This is a genomic window from Bacillus norwichensis (genome assembly GCF_014836955.1).
Classification (GTDB): domain Bacteria; phylum Bacillota; class Bacilli; order Bacillales; family Bacillaceae_C; genus Siminovitchia; species Siminovitchia norwichensis.
Genome location: NZ_JACSPV010000004.1, coordinates 22,001 through 42,097, shown reverse-complemented (window position 1 = coordinate 42,097; position 20,097 = coordinate 22,001). Strand labels below are relative to the sequence as shown.

At 43.2% G+C, this 20,097-nt stretch carries 19 protein-coding genes; 14 read left to right on the top strand and 5 right to left on the bottom strand.

What is annotated here, in order from left to right; genetic code table 11:
- Nucleotides 1–223: 223 nt before the first annotated feature.
- Genes H9631_RS03480 through modA form a run of 3 tightly spaced genes read right to left on the bottom strand, consistent with a single transcriptional unit; the run spans nucleotide 224 to nucleotide 2,413 of the window.
- Entirely contained in the window at nucleotides 224–892 is a 669-nt protein-coding gene (locus tag H9631_RS03480; RefSeq protein WP_191809985.1) for a sulfate/molybdate ABC transporter ATP-binding protein, read from the bottom strand.
- Nucleotides 893–905: 13 nt separating this feature from the next.
- Nucleotides 906–1,580: a molybdate ABC transporter permease subunit gene (gene modB / locus H9631_RS03475; RefSeq protein ID WP_191809983.1), complete on the bottom strand. Its 675-nt coding sequence runs from the start codon at nucleotides 1,578–1,580 to the stop codon at nucleotides 906–908.
- A gap of 23 nt (nucleotides 1,581–1,603) precedes the next feature.
- Nucleotides 1,604–2,413, bottom strand: coding sequence for a molybdate ABC transporter substrate-binding protein (modA, locus tag H9631_RS03470; protein ID WP_191809981.1), 810 nt, complete (start codon nucleotides 2,411–2,413; stop codon nucleotides 1,604–1,606).
- Between the two features lie 126 nt (nucleotides 2,414–2,539).
- On the opposite strand from modA, the gene H9631_RS03465 reads away from it, so the two are divergent.
- Both H9631_RS03465 and H9631_RS03460 read left to right on the top strand, forming a co-directional pair.
- Complete coding sequence (locus tag H9631_RS03465; RefSeq protein ID WP_191809979.1) at nucleotides 2,540–3,457, top strand: helix-turn-helix transcriptional regulator; 918 nt, start codon at nucleotides 2,540–2,542, stop codon at nucleotides 3,455–3,457.
- A gap of 14 nt (nucleotides 3,458–3,471) precedes the next feature.
- Nucleotides 3,472–4,341, top strand: a complete 870-nt coding sequence (locus H9631_RS03460; RefSeq protein WP_191809977.1) for a sulfite exporter TauE/SafE family protein — start codon at nucleotides 3,472–3,474, stop codon at nucleotides 4,339–4,341.
- A gap of 136 nt (nucleotides 4,342–4,477) precedes the next feature.
- Here H9631_RS03460 and H9631_RS03455 read toward each other — a convergent pair whose 3' ends face one another.
- Together H9631_RS03455 and H9631_RS03450 are read right to left on the bottom strand one after the other, a co-directional pair.
- Nucleotides 4,478–5,755: a DUF4179 domain-containing protein gene (locus H9631_RS03455; protein WP_191809975.1), complete on the bottom strand. Its 1,278-nt coding sequence runs from the start codon at nucleotides 5,753–5,755 to the stop codon at nucleotides 4,478–4,480.
- Nucleotides 5,748–6,275, bottom strand: a complete 528-nt coding sequence (locus tag H9631_RS03450) for an RNA polymerase sigma factor (protein WP_191809973.1) — start codon at nucleotides 6,273–6,275, stop codon at nucleotides 5,748–5,750. The genes H9631_RS03455 and H9631_RS03450 overlap by 8 nt, the downstream gene beginning before the upstream one ends.
- A gap of 526 nt (nucleotides 6,276–6,801) precedes the next feature.
- Between H9631_RS03450 and H9631_RS03445 the strand changes: the two genes are divergently transcribed.
- From H9631_RS03445 to H9631_RS03390, 12 genes are all read left to right on the top strand, one after another.
- A complete protein-coding gene (locus H9631_RS03445) occupies nucleotides 6,802–7,671 on the top strand; it encodes a 5-oxoprolinase subunit B family protein (protein ID WP_191809971.1) in 870 nt (289 codons plus the stop codon).
- Complete coding sequence (locus tag H9631_RS03440; protein WP_191809969.1) at nucleotides 7,668–8,654, top strand: 5-oxoprolinase subunit C family protein; 987 nt, start codon at nucleotides 7,668–7,670, stop codon at nucleotides 8,652–8,654. The genes H9631_RS03445 and H9631_RS03440 overlap by 4 nt, the downstream gene beginning before the upstream one ends.
- 2 nt (nucleotides 8,655–8,656) lie before the next feature.
- A complete protein-coding gene (locus H9631_RS03435) occupies nucleotides 8,657–8,899 on the top strand; it encodes an acetyl-CoA carboxylase (protein ID WP_191809967.1) in 243 nt (80 codons plus the stop codon).
- Between the two features lie 34 nt (nucleotides 8,900–8,933).
- Nucleotides 8,934–10,277: an acetyl-CoA carboxylase biotin carboxylase subunit gene (locus H9631_RS03430; RefSeq protein ID WP_191809965.1), complete on the top strand. Its 1,344-nt coding sequence runs from the start codon at nucleotides 8,934–8,936 to the stop codon at nucleotides 10,275–10,277.
- A gap of 8 nt (nucleotides 10,278–10,285) precedes the next feature.
- Nucleotides 10,286–11,053 carry a LamB/YcsF family protein gene (locus tag H9631_RS03425; RefSeq protein WP_191809963.1) on the top strand — a complete coding sequence of 256 codons (768 nt, stop codon included), beginning with the start codon at nucleotides 10,286–10,288 and terminating at the stop codon, nucleotides 11,051–11,053.
- Nucleotides 11,054–11,564: 511 nt separating this feature from the next.
- On the top strand, nucleotides 11,565–11,972 hold the full coding sequence (locus H9631_RS03420) for a CoxG family protein (protein WP_263600692.1): 408 nt from the start codon (nucleotides 11,565–11,567) through the stop codon (nucleotides 11,970–11,972).
- A gap of 32 nt (nucleotides 11,973–12,004) precedes the next feature.
- On the top strand, nucleotides 12,005–12,535 hold the full coding sequence (locus H9631_RS03415; protein ID WP_191809959.1) for a (2Fe-2S)-binding protein: 531 nt from the start codon (nucleotides 12,005–12,007) through the stop codon (nucleotides 12,533–12,535).
- Complete coding sequence (locus tag H9631_RS03410) at nucleotides 12,532–14,880, top strand: xanthine dehydrogenase family protein molybdopterin-binding subunit (protein ID WP_191809957.1); 2,349 nt, start codon at nucleotides 12,532–12,534, stop codon at nucleotides 14,878–14,880. Before H9631_RS03415 ends, H9631_RS03410 begins: the two co-directional genes overlap by 4 nt.
- A complete protein-coding gene (locus tag H9631_RS03405; protein ID WP_191809955.1) occupies nucleotides 14,877–15,734 on the top strand; it encodes an FAD binding domain-containing protein in 858 nt (285 codons plus the stop codon). Before H9631_RS03410 ends, H9631_RS03405 begins: the two co-directional genes overlap by 4 nt.
- A 1,100-nt stretch (nucleotides 15,735–16,834) precedes the next feature.
- A complete protein-coding gene (locus tag H9631_RS03400; RefSeq protein WP_318246764.1) occupies nucleotides 16,835–17,755 on the top strand; it encodes an AAA family ATPase in 921 nt (306 codons plus the stop codon).
- A gap of 12 nt (nucleotides 17,756–17,767) precedes the next feature.
- Complete coding sequence (locus tag H9631_RS03395) at nucleotides 17,768–18,961, top strand: vWA domain-containing protein (protein ID WP_191809953.1); 1,194 nt, start codon at nucleotides 17,768–17,770, stop codon at nucleotides 18,959–18,961.
- A 6-nt stretch (nucleotides 18,962–18,967) separates the two neighbouring features.
- Nucleotides 18,968–20,086, top strand: coding sequence for an XdhC family protein (locus H9631_RS03390; RefSeq protein WP_191809951.1), 1,119 nt, complete (start codon nucleotides 18,968–18,970; stop codon nucleotides 20,084–20,086).
- Nucleotides 20,087–20,097 lie beyond the last annotated feature (11 nt).

The window sequence follows — 20,097 nt, the reverse complement described above, 5'->3', positions numbered from 1 at the left end:
ATCCCAGTTGAATAAAGTTAAAATCTGGGCGCAAATACGCAAAGCACATTTGCTGGATTCATAAATCTAAAAAATAAGGGCAGGTTAGAAATGTCAATCTTAACGACATAACGGCTATATCCTATACAACAAGTCAAATTAAACAGCCAGTCACCTGTATAATATCGGTAACTGGCTGTTTTTATACAGAAGGTCAGTCCTGCTGGTTGCTTCTTGGCTGGATTTACGATGTCACGAACGGCTTTGATTTCTCCGTATGGCCGTCTTTTTTTACATATCCCTCAATAATTTCTCCTTTTTCCAAATATAAAATCCGATTTCCAAGCTTTTTTGCTTCCTCATGATTATGTGTAACCAAAATAATGGGGATGCGCCAAAGTTGGTGAATACGAATCAGTTCTTCGTGGCTCTTTTTCCTTGTTTCATCATCAAGTGCCGAAAAAGGTTCATCTAAAAGTAATGCGTCGGGTTCAGTAGCAATCGCTCTAGTGATGGCGGTGCGTTGTTTTTCTCCACCAGATATTTCAGATGGATATTTGGCGGCCAGATGTTCGATCCGAAGTTCCTTCATTAACTCTTGGGCAAACGCTTCGTTTTTCATGCCATAAGTGATATTTTTCCACACAGTCATATGCGGAAAAAGAGCGTAGTCTTGAAAGAGATAGCCAATTTTCCTTTTTTGGATGGGGATGATGGATTTGCCATTAAAAAGGTCTGTATTATTTAAACGAATGATCCCTGAATCGGGATGACTAAGTCCCGCAATATTATTGAGGATGGTTGTTTTGCCGGAGCCGGAAGGACCGAATAGCACGACAATTTCATTGTCGGCCGAAAAGTGTATATTCAGTTCAAAGTGAGATAGTTGTTTTTGAATATCAACAGTAAGCACAGTCATCCCTCCATCAGGACTTCGAATGTTTCATCATATTCCTTTTGCTCCACCAATTCAGCCATAAGATAGCACTGAAGCCAAGGGTAACAATAATGACCACCCAGAACTTGGCCAAATCCATATTTCCCGATTCCACGGCGAAATAAATGGCAAGCGGAATCGTATCCGTGACGTTTGGGATATAGCCAGCGATCATGAGCGTGGCACCAAACTCACCGAGGGCACGCGCGAAGGAAAGGACAGTCCCTGCCAGCAGGCCTGGCCAGGCAAGGGGAAAGGAAATGGTCCAAAACACTTTCCATTTCGAAGCACCCATCGTGTAGGCCGCGTTTTCTACGTTCGGATCATATTGTTGGAAGGCGGCAGCAGCACTTTGGTACATCAATGGAAAAGAAACGACAACCGCAGCAATTAATACCCCATACCAGGTGAAAACAATTTGGAAATCAAACCAGTCGAGTAATAGTTTTCCTATGAACCCGTTTTTTCCAAAAATATATAAGAGGCCGAAACCGACAACGGTAGGGGGAAGCACGAGCGGAAGCAAAATGATGGCTTCCACTGCACTTTTTCCATAAAAAGAGTTACGTCCGATGATCCTTGCAAGGACAACCCCTGTGATAAAGACAATCACCGTTGCGATAGCGGCCGTTTTAAATGAAAGTATAAGCGGAGAATAGTTCATAGTTCAATCATACCTTACAGCTTTTATTTCTTGAACCCGTATTTTTCCAAAATGCTTTGTGCTTCTTCCGCTTCCAGGAATTTCAGAAATTCTTCCGCTTCTTTTTCGTGTTTTGTATCCGCTAAGACGGCTCCTGGGTAGATGATCGGATCATGCAATGACTCGTCGATAGTTGATAAAACTTTGATTTTATCGGAGGTTACCGCATCACTTTCATAAACAAATCCAATGTCGGCGTTTCCAGTTTCAACATACGTCAAAACTTGGCGTACATCCTTAGCCAATACAAGCTTATCTTTCAGTTCATCCCATTTTTTTAGATTATGTAAAATTTCTTCTGTATACTCTCCAGCAGGGACACTTTCAGGATTCCCAATAGCAATCTGATCTAGATCGGCTGCAGAGATTTCATCAACTGATTTATAATTGATTTTGGAGTCTGCTCCTGTAATCAAGACGATTTTATTACCCGTTACGTTTTCTCTTGTCGAGGTATTGACAAGATCTTCTTTTTCAAGTGTGTCCATCCATTCTTGGTTGGCAGAAATGAAAATATCAACTGGGGCACCTTGCTGAATTTGCTGGGCTAGTGTACCTGACCCGCCTAGATTAAAAGTCAATTCAACTGGATGATCTTTTTCGTAAAGCTCTTTGATTTCTTCCAACGCGTCCGTCAGGCTAACTGCGGCGGAAACAGTCAATGGTGTTTTTTCTTCAGCTTTGTTGGATTTTTCCGCTGAATCCTGGTTGTTTGGTTCGCTTGTGTTATTGCTGCTACAGCCTGCAAAAAGCAATGAAGCAATGAGCAACATGAAAATTCCGAGTTTTTTCATCGTGATCCCCCTAAAAAGGAATTTCTAATTATATCTAATTATAACTAGTTATATCCAATTATAATTAGCCGGCTTATGTAAGTAAATGATAAAATGTAATTATTACGAATATTGAGGTGTTTTTTCTTGCACAACGAGTCTTTTACGACAGAGGAAATTGCTAAAGCATTAAAAGTTTCTAAGCTAACAGTGTACGATTTGATCAAAAAAGGTGAGCTGCAGGCTTTTAGGGTTGGACGGCAAATGCGAGTCGATGCGAAAGAACTGGAAAATTATAAATCACGAGGACAGGAAGTAAAGATCGCTCAAGGAGCGAAACCTAAAACGACGGATTCAGAAACAGTACGTCAAGTCGTGATCAGTGGACAGGACAGTAGTCTTGATATTTTGGCAAGGCAGATAGAAGCAAAATCAGACGATTTTCGACCACTACGCTCTTATGGAGGCAGCCTGGACAGTTTGATTGCGATGTATCTGGGAAAAACAGATGTGGTGAGTACCCACCTCCTTGATGGCGATACACTCCAGTACAATATCCCATATATAAGGAAATTGCTGGTCAGCCAATCATTTGTTGTTATTCACATGCTTCAACGTGAAGCGGGACTTTACGTAGCGAAAGGAAATCCGCATGGTTTTCAATCATGGAAAGATCTGGCTAAGCCGGGCATAAAGCTGATTAATCGGGAAAGAGGCGCAGGAGCGAGGGTTCTTCTGGATGAACAACTCCGGCTAAATGGTATACCTAGAAATCTAGTAAGTGGATATGAAGATATCCAAACGAGTCATTTGGGAGTGGCCAGTGTGATTGCTAATGGACGTTCGGATGTCGGAGTCGGCATTGCACAATCAGCCAAGGTTGCGAGTATTGACTTTATCCCACTTATGACAGAGAGCTATGATTTAGTCATTTTAAAAAAAGAAGACAATATTCAACTAATCAACATTGTGTCAGAGATATTAAACCATAACGAATTTCAAGAGGAACTGCGGTCGCTTGGGTATGGTGTGGAAAAAACAGGGGAGATCCTGTACGAGCAGTAAGGTGGAGGACTATTATGTGGATTTTAGCATTCTTGATTGGCTTATTTTCAGGAATCGTTTCTGGCATGGTGTCGGTAGGTGGAAGCATTATTGTTACGAGCATGTTGATGCTGATATCGGCCATTTTCCAATTGAAACTGAATATGAAACAGATTGTCACGACTACTGCTTTTTACACCCTCTTTACAACAATATCAGGAGCGGTTTATTTTTGGCTGCAAAAACTGGTTGTCAATAAAATTGTTGTTTTCTTTGGTATACCTGCAGTGATATCCAGCTTAATTTCATCTTTGATGGCTAACTCACTCAGCGACAATGTGCTGCAAGGAATTTTTGCTTTTTTTGCGCTGTTAGCTGCTGTAGCGATTATTCTGCCGAGCAGTGGAAAAAGCATTGATACAGAAAATGGATTTCCCTATTTCATTTCTATTTTGCTCAGCGTTATCGTCGGGGCAGTTGGAGGCATGATTGGTGTTGCAGCGGGATTTCTATACATGCCCATCTTCCTAAGGCTATTCGGTTTAACGGTCAGGCAGGCAGTCGGCACTGGCATGGTTGTAGGGGGGCTGCTTTGTGTTGGGACTATTTTGGGTAAATTGAGTTGGGGATATATCCGGATGGATGTCATCGTACCGCTTGGAATCAGTGGTGTTATAGGTGCCTTGATCGGAGGAAAGTTAACGGCATTAATAAGCGAAAAATCATTGAATTTTTTTATGTGCCTGATTATAATGGCCATTGCGGTTCAGACGATAGCTGTATTCCTAGTAGATTCACTAATGGTTTCGCTGCCAATAGTTTTGGTGTCAACATTGGTAGTGGCAGTAGTTTTTGTTTGGCTTATTTTTAAATTTCATAATATGAGTGTAAAAACCAATCATTAAGTAGAGACGGGAAAGAGTAATTTTTATTAGGAACAAGTCATTATTAAACGGTTTTCGATGTGTGAATTTCGCGGGTTCGATGATGTATTTTACGAACCCGCGAAAGATAGATGCTTCTTAAGCTTTTCCAAAGGCATCATTTTACAGGGATGTCGATTTTTTCGTCATAGCGTTTCAAATAATGCATTCCTTTTATTACTAATGACTCTGGTTCGCTCTTTGTCTTGAATAGCAGTGTACGAACTTTCATGAGGCGTCCATGTTCTTGCTCTTCTTCGGTTTGATTTAGGGTAGTTGATAAAGGGATGTTGCCATTTTTCGTTTCAACGTACACATCATCCAGCATGACATCTTTATCTGTGGCTATCGTAATTTCCAATCCTTCTGAAGTAAACGTGACCTCTTGAATGAGCATTTCCTTTCCAGCGATTGTGACCGGTTCAAAGTTTGAAGAATCCAGTTTAATCTTCTCTTCAAGTAGTTTGTATCCGGCGAAATGTTTCACGACCAGCTCTAATGAATCCAGATTTTGGGGCAATGTATCAAATCGAACATCAAATTTGTTTCCAAGTAAACCAGATTGATATTCGCCTCCCACCATTGGCACCTGTGTTCCATTGGCGATTAATTCGATGCCATCCAGTGCTGTGCTAACTCTGTCAAAGTTTTTAACGTTCATTTTTCCTTTTATCACTGTTAAGGTAGGAGAGGCTGTAATTGAATTGAAGCTAATCGTCCCTTTATCGACTTTTATCGTTTTATTTATCTTTTGCTTAAGCTCAGCCTGCATTGCTTTGTTCGGCTTATAAGGAAAGGAAATCCTCTTTTCCTTCATCTGCTCTTTGTCCCAGTAGTGTAATGTCAATTTCTTTGAAAAAGGGCTGACAGGTTCAAATGACATCGTCCCTTTAATTTCTGTCCCGTCATCACTAACGATGAATGTACTGCTCTCCATATTGGAGTCTGTCAAAAGCCCGGTTATGGCTGTGGGTTGAAAAAGGTCGCTTGTGTCAACATCCAATCCTTTTTGGTTGCCCAATGTATAATACATAACGAGCTGGTTGGAATCTGTTAGGATACCATTAATAGTAAGATCTGTTCCATCATCAAGAACAGTCTTTTTTTCAATGACTTGCCCTAGCCCTTTGTCGTTCAGCTCCTTTAAAGTTCCGCTCATTACTTCATCAAATCCAAACAGTTTTTTTCCATAATACGCTAATGCATTAAATTGGTATCCGGTAGCAACGATAAAAATTAGGGAGATGATCGCCAGTTTTAGAAGAGGAGAGCGCTGCAACCTTTTGGGTGGGGCAGAATGTAAAAAGTTTTTTAACCTTGCTTCCAATTCTTCTGGTGCGGTGATGGTACTCAGGCGTCTTTTTTCTTCATTCAGCTTTTTTTCAATATCATTCATTTGAATCACCCCCAAAAAGTTCCCGCAGTTTTTTCAAACCTTCGAAAATCCTTGATTTGACAGTGCCGATTGAAACATTAGTTATTTCAGCTATTGTTTTGTAATCAAGATCGTGCAAATATTTCAGCTGGATGGTTTCTCTTTGATGTTCGTTCAGATGTTCCAGCATTTGTTGGATATCCAAACGTTGTTCGCTGTTTACATGGGGAACCTGGTGAGAATGTTGTTCATCTGGCATACTCTCCAGCGGGATCACTTTCCTTTGTTTGTTGAGCATGGATTTACAAAGGTTCACTAATATGGTCTTGCTCCAGCTGTAAAAAGCTTCAGCTTTTTTTAGGTTTCCAATTTTTTCGTATAGGATCAAGATCATTTCTTCCATGGCATCCATTGCATCATGCTCATTTTTCATGTACGACAAAGCAAGCCTGTAGTAAGCATCCTTTTCGGCCATAATCAATTGAAGCAGTGCTTCCTTATCTCCCTTTTTTGCCATTTTCACCAACCGACCAGCATTCATGCCCTCACCTCACTCATCTATAAGAGAAATAATAGATACAAAAAGTTCATTTTTTATAAAAAAATTTTGAAAGGAACTACCCTAAGTAAAACAATCAAATTTCGACATAAAGTCTGTAGATGATTCAATCATTCAATCATACTTTTGAGGTCAAATGGACGTAAAGTCCATGAAAACAGTAACTGTGATGTTTCTGAGTTTAAATATCTGAAAAAGTTTATCTTGGAAGCTGTACCCTTTCTTCTTGCTAGTACTGGCTTCGCGAAAATAACTCGAATTTTAGGGGGAGTGTCATGTGGAATGAAGGAGGAAAACGTAAGGATCTCTGCACCACGCTCGGGAATTTGGTTTTCGGCATTTTTTCATCTTAAAGAATTTCTTATTTCAAAAATGAAATATTAGAATTTCATTTTTGAAATATTTATGGATGAAGAGAGAAGAAATATCGGAGGATACCACGTTTCGTTGTTGGCATGAATATTGCGATATAGATAACAATATAGAGTAAATGAGAGGTGAGTGGCTAATGACGCGTTATGAATATGGCGGAGATGAATTTATTTTTGTCGAACTGTCAGAAGAGATGAGCCTAGAAGTGAACTTCCAGGCGATGGCAATAACAAAACGATTAAAAGAGGAGCAGCTCTCAGGTATTTTGGATATTTGCCCTTCAAATGCTTCTTATATGGTTCGGTTTGAACCTGAAAAAATTCATCCGGACGAGCTGATTTCAAAGCTGAAAGAGTTGGAGCAGACGACATCTATTGATGATTTTGAACTGTCTTCACGAATGGTTGACGTCCCTGTTTTGTTTGAGGATCCATGGACCCATGAGGCGTTGATGCGATTTAGAGATCGGCATCAGGACCCCAACTCAACGGATTTGGAATATACGGCACGAATCAATGGATTTGATTCAACAGATGCTTTGATTGATGCCATGACGGGAGCTCCCTATCTCGTCACGATGATTGGTTTTGTCCCTGGTCTTCCATGGTGCTATCAGATGGTGCCGCGTGACCAGCAGATTGAAGCACCGAAATATGTTCGGCCTAGAACTTTCACACCTGAAAGGGCTTTCGGTCTTGGAGGAGCTTTCTCCGTGATTTATCCGGTAGATGGAGCCGGAGGCTACCAATTATTTGGAATTGCTGCCGCGCCAATCTTTGAAAAAGACAGCAAGCTATACGACTTCCAGGATACGATGACATTTCCTAAACAAGGTGACATCTTCAGGTACCGGAGTGTAACACGGGAAGAGTACGATTCCATCAGGGAAGAGGTAGAGAAAGGAACTTTTCGCTATTTAACAAAGGAGATCAGTTTTACTCCAAAACAAGTGCTCGAAAATCCGAAAACGTTTTCCGAAGAAGTGCTAAGGAGGCTATACTCATGATCAAAGTGAAAAATCCGGGTTTGCAAACAACCATTCAGGATGTTGGGCGGATTGGATATTATGAGGTGGGAATGCCTCCTTCTGGAGCAATGGACCAATTTTCTTACAAAGTGGGGAATGTCCTTGTTGGTAATGATGATAGAGCAGCATCATTGGAAATTACATACATGGGGCCTATTCTTGAATTTGAGAGGGATGCTGTTATTGCGCTAACAGGGGGAGAGATTCCGCCAAAAATCAATGGGAGACCGGTTCCTATGTGGGAGACATTGTCAATCAAAGCTGGGGACACACTCTCGTTTGATTTTGTAAAAGGCGGTGCAAGGGTCTATTTGGCGGTACAAGGTGGGATTGATGTCCCGGTGATTATGGAATCAAGAGCAACCTATACTTTATGCGGCATAGGCGGATTGGATGGGCGTGCTTTGCAAGCAGGCGATGAGCTAAAAATTGGGGATGACGTCAGAAGTGAAGTAAAAGTCGGAACTCGTGTCCCTGAGGAGTTAATTCCCACATACTCTAAAAAACATGAAATTCGGGTCGTTGTGGGGCTGTGCAGCTACCGTTTAACTGAAGAAAGTAAGGAACGTTTCTTTTCATTGGATTGGACTATTACACCTGAAGCCAACCGGGTTGGTTATCGTTTCAAAGGAGAGCGCCTGAATTTTGTGGAAAGAGAGCAGCCATTTGGAGCCGGAAGCAATCCTTCCAATGTGGTGGATTTGGGTTATCCAATCGGTTCCATTCAGGTACCGGATGGTGTCGAGCCGATTGCTTTGTTAAATGATGCTGTTACTGGAGGCGGATATGCGACTATTGCTACAATTATCAGCCCGGATCTGAATAAAATGGCTCAGGCGAAGACGAATGAAAAAGTACGCTTTATCTCTGTCAGTATTGATGAAGCACTTGAAGCAAGAAAAGCTGAGAAGGAAAAAATCAAGCAAATAAGAGAACAAATTATATCGCAGCAGGAGGCATAACAATGGAAGAGAACAAAACAATTATTTCACCTATTCCAGGAGTATTTTACAGAAAACCATCCCCGGATCAAGAGGTATTTGTTAATGAGGGAGATTCAGTCAAGGCAGGAGATGTGATTGGGCTAGTTGAGGTCATGAAAAATTACTATGAGATCAAGGCTGAGGCAGATGGCGTGATCGAATCGTTTTTGGTTGAGGAAGAGCAACTTTTGGATGCCGGACAAGAAATCGCCAAATTGAAATGAGTAATCAATTAGATTTTGAAAAGGAGAAGTGCCTGTGTTTTTTAAAAGAGTATTAATAGCCAATAGAGGAGAAATCGCCCGCAGGATCATACGGACATGTCAGCGTCTCGGCATAGAAACGGTTGCTGTTTATTCGGAAGCGGATGCAGAGATGCCATTCGTTAAAGAAGCGACAATTGCCGTTTGTGTAGGTCCAGCTCAGGCGAAGAAAAGCTATCTTGATATTGACAACATTATCCAAGCCGCTAAGGAAACAAATGCAGACGCTATTCATCCGGGCTATGGATTTTTATCAGAAAACGCCACATTTGTGCGTCGTTGCGAGGAAGAAGGAATCACATTCATTGGACCAACAGCCAAGTCGATAGAGTTAATGGGCAGCAAACTGGAAGCGCGCTCACAGATGCAGAAGGCTGGGGTTCCGGTTGTACCTGGGTCAGAAGGCCGGCTGAATTCGATTGAAGAAGCAGTGAATCTTGCTGAGGAAATCGGTTATCCACTTATGCTAAAAGCTAGTGCAGGCGGGGGCGGCATCGGGATGCAGCTCGTTCATAACGCTGATGAACTAGCAAAAGCTTTTGATTCTACGAAACAGCGGGCTGAATCGTTTTTCGGAGATGGGGATCTGTTCTTGGAAAAATGGATAAGCAATCCTCGTCATATCGAAGTGCAAATTGCTGCGGACAAACAAGGAAACGTGATTCACCTATTTGAACGGGAGTGTTCAGTCCAGCGAAGGAACCAGAAAGTTGTCGAGGAGAGTCCTTCGCCGTATTTGGATGAACAACGAAGGGAAGAGCTGCTGCAGACTGCAATCCGCGGTGTACAGCATATCGGATATACGAATGTTGGTACGATGGAATTCATTTTCGATGGGGAGAAAAACTTTTACTTTCTTGAAATGAATACACGTCTTCAGGTTGAACACCCTGTCACAGAGGAGATTACGGGCTTGGACCTTGTAGAACTTCAGCTTCAGCTTGCTGCGGGAGAGAAACTTCCTTTTCAGCAGTCAAATATCACAAAGAACGGGCACTCTATCGAATGCCGTCTGTATGCTGAAGATCCAAACACATATTTTCCTTCTCCAGGAACAATTAAACGATTGGTTTTACCAGAACATACCCGACTTGATTTCGCTATTGAAGAAGGAAGTCAGGTATCGCCTTTTTATGACCCAATGATTGGAAAAATCATCATTCACGGCGGTGACAGAAATCAGGCCATCAAGAAAATGAAAGAAGCCTTGGAACAGTTGAAGGTAGATGGTATCACTACCAATCTGTTATTGCTCCAGGACATCATGGAAAGTGGAAGCTTTAACAAAGGGGAGTACACAACGAAATTTCTTGATGAATTCCAGAAGCAACGAAAGTAGGTGCAAAGATGTATAAAGTGGATTTAAACTGCGATATGGGTGAGAGCTTCGCTCTTTATGAGCTGGGCAACGATGAAGAAATGATGAAGTATATTACCTCTGCCAACATTGCCTGCGGTTTCCATGCCGGAGATCCGCAAGTGATGAGAAGGACCGTTGAGCTGGCAAAAGAGCACGGAGTGGGGATCGGAGCCCACCCGGGCTTTCCAGATCTTCTTGGATTTGGGCGGCGCTATATGACATGCACTGCTCAAGAAGTGAAGGACTATATTACGTATCAGACTGGAGCACTGAGAGAATTTGCGAGAGCGTTGCAGGTGGATATTCAGCATTGCAAGCCTCATGGAGCACTGTTTATGAAAGCGATGGAAGACAAGCAGCTTGCACGGGCAGTTTTGGAGGCTATTCACGAGGTGAATCCAGAAACGATTGTTTTTGCCTTAAATCATTCTGAGGTATGGGAAGAAGCACAAAAAATGGGAATCCCTGTTGCACTTGAAACATATTCAGACCGTGAACATACTGAAAGCGGATCAATCGTGCTGACTAGAAGGGGACCGACAATCCAGGATTATGATGAAATGGCCCAACGGGTTGTACGTATGGTTAAAGAAGGGACTGTTATTACCGATGATGGAAAAGAGGCTTTTGTCAAGGCGCAGACAGTTTGTATCCATGGAGATACCCCCGGTGCCTCTGAGCTTGCGAAAACGATTGTTTCAGCATTGAAGGCGAATGATGTAGAGATTGTTCCAGTCAGGGGAGTCATCAGCTAATCTAGTGTGACCATGGCTTAGTAGGGGAGCTGCTGAAATGCTTGGTTAACAGGAGCTAATTAATAGGCCCTCTGAGGTTTGACTAACTATATAAGTTGAACGCAGCTTTTCTTCTCCTGTTGCGCAAGTTGGGATTCAGTTCCGTACAATCAAAGATTCTTCGATCAAAGCGATACAGCTTATAAAAATACTGTCTGGGAAACGAAAGTACCATCCGAATGTAGGCATATACTGTCGAGAATTCAAAAAATACTATCCGAAATCTGATAATACTGTCCGGGATTCAAAAATACTATCCGAAACCTAGAAAATCTGATACACCTGTTTCAAATTCATCTTCTATATAGAGCAAGTCTTTTGTTCAAGCTAACTAGATCTTTAGATTAGTAAAAAAGTTGGAGGCACAAAACTAATTTTTTCTATGTTTTGTGCCTTGAACAAAAAAGAAAGGAATGACTTAAATTTCATGAAAATAGAAAACTCTCATACTTTTAAAGGTGTCTCTGTCGAAATGCTTTGGAATACATTACAGAATAAGGAGGTGTTGCGGGGGGCTTTGCCGGGATGCAAATCTTTTGAAGAAATAGAAGAGGATGTATACGATGCTGAACTTGGTATTAATGTAGGCCCGATTAAGGGGGTGTTTACGGCTGAAGTCCGACAGGTGGAAAAAAGAGAACCAGAGTTTTATAAACTAATTGTTCATGGAAAAGGAAAGCCTGGTGAAATAAATGCAAGCGCTAACATGGAAGTGAAGGATTCAGAGGCGGGAGCTATTCTAACTTGCAGTGCAGATGTGAGTGTGACTGGAATGCTGGCTTCTGTCGGCCAACGTGTCATGGGGGGAGTAGCCAAGCTGTTATTGGGACAGTTCTTCAAGGATATTGAAAAAGAAACGAAAAAAATTATAAACCTGTAACAGACCATATTTATATGTAGGAGGAGCGGTTTATGACAAATAATAAAATGGAAGTGCATATGACCGTCAATGGCCGGGAGAGAAAAGCAAGCGCTGAACCAAGAGTGCTGCTTGCTCATTTTTTGCGCGACGAGCTTGGACTGACCGGCACACATATCGGCTGCGATACAAGTCAATGCGGGGCCTGTACAGTGATGGTTGACGGTGCTGCTGTGAAATCCTGTACGATGCTCGCGGTGCAGGCGGATGGGGCTGAAGTGACGACTGTAGAAGGAATCGGGACAATCGATCATCTGCACCCTATTCAGCAGGGCTTTTGGGAAGAACATGGACTTCAATGCGGTTACTGTACTTCTGGAGTCATGATGGCGATGATCGGGCTGTTAAACGAAAATCCAAAGCCGACAGAGGCAGAAATTCGCGAAGGGCTGGAAGGAGTCATTTGCAGGTGTACAGGGTATCAATTTATCGTTAAGGCAGTTCAAAAAGCTGTACAGATTATAGAAGAATCTGGTCAGTCAATTCCAGCCAAAGTAACTGTAGGGGAGGTGCGTTCATCATGACAACAGTCGTCGGAACTAGTCTGAAAAGGAAAGAGGATCCGAAGCTGCTGACGGGAAGCGGATATTTCTCTGACGATATCCAATTGCCGGGAATGCTTCATGCTGTCATTTTAAGAAGCCCTCATGCACATGCGAAGATAAAGAATATCCATCTGGATGAGGCTTTGCAATCCCCAGGAGTAGTGAAAATTTACACAGGTAAGGATTTGGAAGGGAAGATTGGTAGAATTCCTTCTTCGTGGCTTGTACCAGACTGTAATTTAAAAGAGGCTCCTCAATACTCGCTTGCGATTGACCGTGTCCGGTATGTAGGTGATGGTGTTGCCATGCTCATTGCGGAAGATAAGTATGCTGCTCGTGATGCCCTTGATTTGATCGAGGTCGAATATGAAGTGCTATCTCCTTCTGTTCATCAAAAAAAGGCAATGGCGGAAGGCGCTCCACTTGTTCATGATGATATAGACAATAATATCGCATTTCATTGGAAAGCGGGTGAAATTCCAGAAGAGGTTATTCAATCGGCGGAAGTGGTTGTAAAGGAGAGTTTTCATGTACAGCGGGTAGCCCCGAGCCCGATGGAAACACGGGCAGCGATAGGCCAATATCATCCTGCGACAGGAGAGCTGACATTATATTGCACGTCGCAGAATCCGCATATCCATAGAATGGTTCTTTCGGACGTCCTTGGAATTTCGGAAGCTAAGCTCCAGGTCATTGTTCCTGATATGGGCGGAGGATTCGGAGGGAAAATCGGTGTATACCCAGATGAGGCACTCATCGGCTTCGCTGCACGTGATTTGCATCAGCCTGTTAAATGGATTGAGCAGCGCAATGAACATTTTATGGCTTCGAACCATGGCAGGGATGAAATCATCGAGGTGGAGCTGTCAGGAGACCGTGATGGAAAACTGACCGGGATTAGTGTGACAAATATTGCCAACATGGGAGCATATCTTTCTACGATGGGGCCAGGGGTTCCAACCATTGATTTTGGTTTGATGATTACAGGTGCCTACGATATTCCACATGCATCGTGCGAAACATTCGGTGTATACACTAACACAACCCCGACGGATGCATACCGTGGAGCTGGGAAACCTGAAGCAACTTACCAGATTGAACGAATCATGGATCTTTTTGCTAGGGAGATTGGCATGGATCCACTGGAATTGAGGAAAAAGAACTTCGCACCAAAAGAAGCTTTTCCATATACAAATGCTCAAGGACTTGTCTATGACAGCGGTGATTATGAAAAGCCGTTGAAAAAGGCGTTGGAAATCGTCGATTATGAAAAGCTCCGAAAAGAGCAAGGAGAGCTTCGCAAGGATGGTAAGCTCATCGGCATCGGGTTATCTACATACGTGGAGCTGTGCGGATTTGGTCCATCAGCAGTTGCAGGAGCAATTGGATTCCAAGGAGGCGTTTGGGAAAATTCGACTGTCCGAGTTCATCCGTCAGGAAAAGTGACTGTTTTTGCTGGAACTTCTCCGCATGGGCAAGGGCATGCAACAACGTTTGGTCAAGTAGTTTCGGACAAGCTGGGTATACCGATGGACGATATTGAATTCGTTTTCAATGATACGAAAGCTGTTTCTATGGGGTGGGGAACTTATGGATCTCGTTCGACAGCTGTAGGAGGAGGCGCGGTTTCGATGGCTGCCGACCGAGTGGTTGGCAAGGCGAAAAAGATTGCAGCTCACGAACTTGAGGTATCTACCGAAGACTTAGAATTTGAAAATGGCGTATTTAAAGTAAAAGGCGTCCCTGGCCGTGAGCGCACTTTCCAAGAAATTGCCAAAGCAGCCAACTATGCATGGAATCTGCCGGAGGGTATGGAGCCTTCTTTGGAGGGACAAGCCTTCTTTGATCCGGAAAACTTCGTTTATCCGTTCGGCACGCATATTGTGATTGTTGAAATTGATCAGGATACAGGGGAAATCGACCTTAAACGGTATATCGCTGTTGATGATGTTGGACGTGTCATTAATCCTCTTACGGCATCTGGACAAGTGCATGGGGGAATCGCCCAGGGAGTGGGGCAGGCCATGTGGGAAGGAATCGTATACAACGACGAAGGTCAGTTAATGTCCGGTACCTTTATGGATTATACAATGCCAAAAGCACGTTTTTTCCCTGAAATTGAAAATTCATTCACAGAAACTATGTCTCCTGTAAACCCGTTGGGCTCGAAAGGGGTTGGGGAAACCGGAACAACTGCTTCTATTCCAGCTGTTATGAATGCAGTAGTGGATGCACTCACGCCATTTGGCATCACGGATATTGATATGCCGCTTACTTCAGAAAAAGTATGGCGGGCAATCCAAAAGGGGAGGGAACAGGCATGATTCCAGCTAAATTTGATTATGTTCGTGCCAATTCGGTTGAACAGGCAATTCAATTGCTCCAAGAAAGCGACGGGGAAGGAAAGTTAATTGCTGGTGGGCACAGTTTGCTCCCTTTGATGAAGTTTAGGCTGACAGAGCCTGGGACTTTGATTGATATTAGCCGTATTTCTAAGTTGAAAGGTGTACGCAAAGCTGAAGACCGTATCGTCGTTGGAGCGATGACCACACATCGGGAGGCGGCTACCAACCTGATAATTAAAGAGTATATTCCGGTTTTGGCTGAAGCTGCGCGCCAGGTTGGCGATATTCAAATTAGAAATCGTGGAACAGTCGGAGGTAATATCGCACATGCTGATCCAGCGGCGGATTTGCCTGCGGCCGCAATTGTTCTTGATGCACAACTGACGATTCAAGGGGAGGACGGAGAAGAAACAATGGACCTTGACAGCTTCATCATCGGGCCATTGATTACAATGATGCCGGAGAATGGCATCGTAACAAATGTGACATTTGCGATTCCTCCTTCACATACGAAATCGACCTATCTGAAGTATTTCCACCCCGCATCGGGCTATCCTGTAGTCGGTGTTGCTGTTGTAGCAGGCACAGACAATGACAAGAAAATTGATTATATCAAGATAGGTATCACCGGAGCGGGAGATATAGTGTTCCGGGCGGAAACAGTCGAACAGGCGTTAATGGGACAAATTCCATCAGAAGCTGTCATCGATTCGGCGGCAGGACTTGCTGCCGAAAACGCAGATATGGGAAGTGATCTATTCGCATCAGAAGAATATAGAGAACAACTATGTAAAATTTACACAGCGCGCGCTTTAAAATCAATCTTACTTTAAAAATAATATGTGGGGAGGCTGCGCTCCCCACTGAGATTATCGAGCGAAACGGAGAAGAATCGTGCGCACGTCAAGATTATCGAGCGAAAAAGTGAAGAATCGTGCGAATGTCTGGATTATTGAGCGAAAAGGCGGAGAAACGTGCGCACGTCAAGATTATCGAGCGAAACGGAGAAGAAACGTGCGAATGTCGAGATTATCGAGCGAAAAGGCGAATAATCGTGCGCACGTCAAGATTATCGAGCGAAACGGAGAAGAAACGTGCGAATGTCGAGATTATCGAGCGAAAAGGCGAATAATCGTGCGCACGTCAAGATTATCGAGCGAAACGGAGAAGAAACGTGCGAATGTCGAGATTATCGAGCGAACAGGCGAATAATCGTGCGAATGTCTGGATTATCGAGCGAAAAAGTGAAGGATCGTGCGAATGTCGAGGTTATTGTGCGAACAGGCGAATAATCGTGCGAACGCCGAGATTATTGAGCGAAACAGCGAATAATCGTGCGAACGCCGAGGTTATTGTGCGAACAGGCGAATAATCGTGCGAATGTCTGGATTATCGAGCGAAAAAGTGAATAATCGTGCGAATGTCTGGATTATCGAGCGAAAAAGTGAAGAATCGTGCGAACATCGAGATTATTGTGCGAAAAGGCGAATAATCGTGCGAACGCCGAGATTATCGAGCGAAAAAGTGAAGAATCGTGCGAACGCCGAGATTATTGAGCGAAACAGCGAATAATCGTGCGAACGCCGAGATTATCGAGCGAAAAGGCGAAGGATCGTGCGAATGTCGAGATTATCGAGCGAACAGGTGAAGAAACGTTCGAACATCGAGATTATTGAGCGAAACAGCGAAAAAACGTGCGAACATCGAGATTATCGAGTGAAAAAGTGAATAATCGTGCGAATGTCTGGATTATCGAGCGAAAAAGTGAATAATCGTGCGAATGTCTGGATTATCGAGCGAAAAAGTGAATAATCGTGCGAATGTCGAGGTTATCGAGCGAAAAGGCGAAGAAACTGTTCGAACCCCGAGCTTATCGTGCAAATCCCGAAAAAATCATTCAAACAACTAATATTTCTAGCACGCTTAAAAAGGATTGCTTTTTACAATTTTTCCAAATGAGGTGGTTCTTATTAGCTGTCATGCACAATCAATCGAAGTAGCGTTTAAAAAACAAGGCTATATTACGGATCAAGCTATGTTGACAGCATTACATCTTGTTACAGCATTGAATAAGCCCCTGTTAATTGAAGGGCCAGCAGGTGTAGGCAAGACGGAGCTTGCCAAGGTGCTGGCGAAATCTTTGGATACCCGGCTGATTCGGTTGCAATGTTATGAGGGGCTTGATGTGAATTCAGCTTTATATGAATGGAATTACGCTAAACAAATGCTTCATATTCGTTTGACTGAAAACAGCGATGTCTCTTTGGATGAGAGAGAGGCGGCCATTTTCAGTAAGCCATTCCTTCTTACGCGTCCCATTCTTGATGCTTTGACGGATGAGCATTCATCGCCCGTTCTTTTGATTGATGAGGTGGATCGCGCAGATGAGGAGTTTGAAGCTTTTTTACTGGAGGCACTTGCTGAATTTCAAATTACCATTCCTGAATTAGGGACTATTCGTGCGAAGCATCCACCATACGTTATTTTGACGTCGAATCGGACGCGGGAGCTGAGTGATGCGCTTCGCAGACGCTGTTTGTATCATTGGGTTACTTATCCCGATGTGGAAAAAGAGTCTGCTATTCTGCACGCACGAATTCCCAATATCAATGATCAGTTAACGCAGCAGATCGTAAATATGATGCAGCTTGTCCGCAGGATGCCGCTCTCGAAAATTCCCGGGATAGCCGAAAGTCTCGATTGGGCATTTGCCTTGATGGCTATAAATCAAAGTGATCTGGACAAAGATGCAGTGCTTCAAACGCTCGGTTGCTTTATCAAGGACCAGGAAGATTGGGAAACGCTTGAAAAAGAGATCAATGAAGGAAACCTTCTGTCACTGGCCAAGTTCTGAAGGGAGTCTGGCATGCTGATACGTACACTTTCCAACCATATACTCAAATTTTGTCTCCATTTACGGGGCCTGGGCTTTTTAATCGGTCCGCAGGAAACGATGGACAGCATCCGAGCAGTCGAGACAATCGATATTTTTAACAGGGAGCAATTTCAGGCGTGTTTACGCCTTGTTCTCTGCTCAAGCATGGAGGAACAAGCAATTTTTGATCATGCGTTCAAAGAGTTCTTTTTGAACATAAAAGAAAATAGAGTAAGTAAAGAAATGCTTCATTATCTGAGTGATGAAGAACAAAGTGGAAGAAAAGAAACATACGCTCAGAAAGAGGAACTGGATCATGAAAAAGCAGTAGAGCGTAAGCAGGGTAAAGCGCCTTTTGGAAAAACGGGAACGACATTAAAAGACAATGAATTTATTGGTGAAGAGCGGAATTTGTCATGGGTCGCTTCAAAAATGGCATTTAACCAGTCGAATGAATTTCAAGCTTACATTCCACCAGATGAACTGGGAGATATGGAAGCAGCGGCGAAAATGTTTATAAGAAAAATAGAATTGAAAAGAGCGCAATCCTATCAGGCGGCGAAAAAAGGCCGCAGGCTCGATTTTCGAAGAACAATTCGAGGAAGCCTGCAAACAGGTGGATATCCTGTGCGTTTATATTGGAAAAAACGAAAAAGGCAGGGGGCTAAGTTTGTTCTTTTATGCGATGCCAGCCGTTCCATGTCCTCGTATGCTCACTGTTTTCTGCAGTTTGCATATGCATTGTCAAAATACACAAGGCATGTGGAGGTTTTTCTTTTTTCTACAAAAATTAAAAGGGTTACGGATCAGTTGCTAGAGCGCCGTATCGACCTTCCGGTATTGAAGCAGCTGGGAGATTCCTGGGGAGGGGGGACGTGCATTGGTGAATCTATCTATTCCTTTGTACAGGATTATGGATTGCGATTGCTTCATCAAGATATGGTGGTTCTGATTGCCAGCGACGGTCTGGATGCAGGGGACATTACCCATATAACGTGGGCAATGGGGGAAATACAAAGAAAGACATCCGCTGTTATTTGGTTAAATCCATTGCTGAAAATTGATGGATATGAACCGACAGCCCGCGGAATGAAGGCGGCGCTTAAATATGTTGATCTTTTTGATAGAGCCTCTGATGCACAATCATTTCTAAAACTGGCTAAAAAGATCAAGATTAGGAGGTAAAGAGCCATGACTGAAAATGAGAAAATCATAGAAACTATCATCGAAGCCCGGGAAAAAAGAATAGGGGCTGCCCTTGCAACGGTAGTTAGAGTACATGGGTCGGCCTACCGGCGAGAGGGAGCTAAAATGCTCATTGATGAAAATGAAAATCGGATCGGCATGGTTTCGGGCGGTTGTTTGGAAACAGATGTTGCAGAAGTGGCGAAGCAGGTGATTAGTTCTGGTATCCCTACCTTAAAAACATATGATATGGATGAAAATCTTGTTTGGGGGCTGGGGCTTGGCTGCCCGGGAACAGTCGACATTTATATTGAACCAATTCCCCAACAGGAAGATCCAGCTTTTGACCTTTGGCTATCTACGATAAAAGAAGAACAGCCCTGCGTTTTGGCAACCATTTTACAGGAAGGTGGGAGCGGAGCGCATGTGTTCATTCCAAAAAAAGGGGCACCGGTGGGAGAATTTTCAGATTCAAACGTTCAAGCACAGGCCATTACGATTGCACACCAAAAGATGAACGAAAAGAATCCGAAATCCTTTTCCCGGCCTTTTGCTGAAGAGAGTGGGAATGAGCTTGATATTTTCATTGACGTATATACACCGCCTTCTAATCTTGTTATTTTTGGCGCTGGTCATGATGCTATTCCAGTAGCTAAATATGCAGTCTCTCTTGGATGGAAAACAACTGTAGTTGATCCAAGGCCTTTCTATAATAGTCAGGAAAGATTTCCAGGGGCGGAAAGGATTTTGACTGATATTACAAAATTTAAGGAAGAAGTAAAAATTAGTCCGCATACATATATCATCGTCATGAACCATCATATTGACAGGGATCGGGAAACGCTGAAGTTTGTCTTACCTTCTCCAGCTCCTTATATTGGGATTCTCGGTCCGCACAAACGACGGGCCCGAATGATTGAAGCGATCCAAGAGGAAGGAATCCAGTTTACGGAGAAACAGCTTAAACGGATGCACAGCCCCATTGGTCTTGATATCGGTTCGGAAACGCCCGAGGAGATTGCCATTAGCATCATGGCAGAAATCATTGCGGTACAAAAAGGGCATGCAGGCGGGTTTTTGCAGAATTCAAAAATGATCCACCAAAGTGCAACTATTAGCTCATGATGGAAGGGATG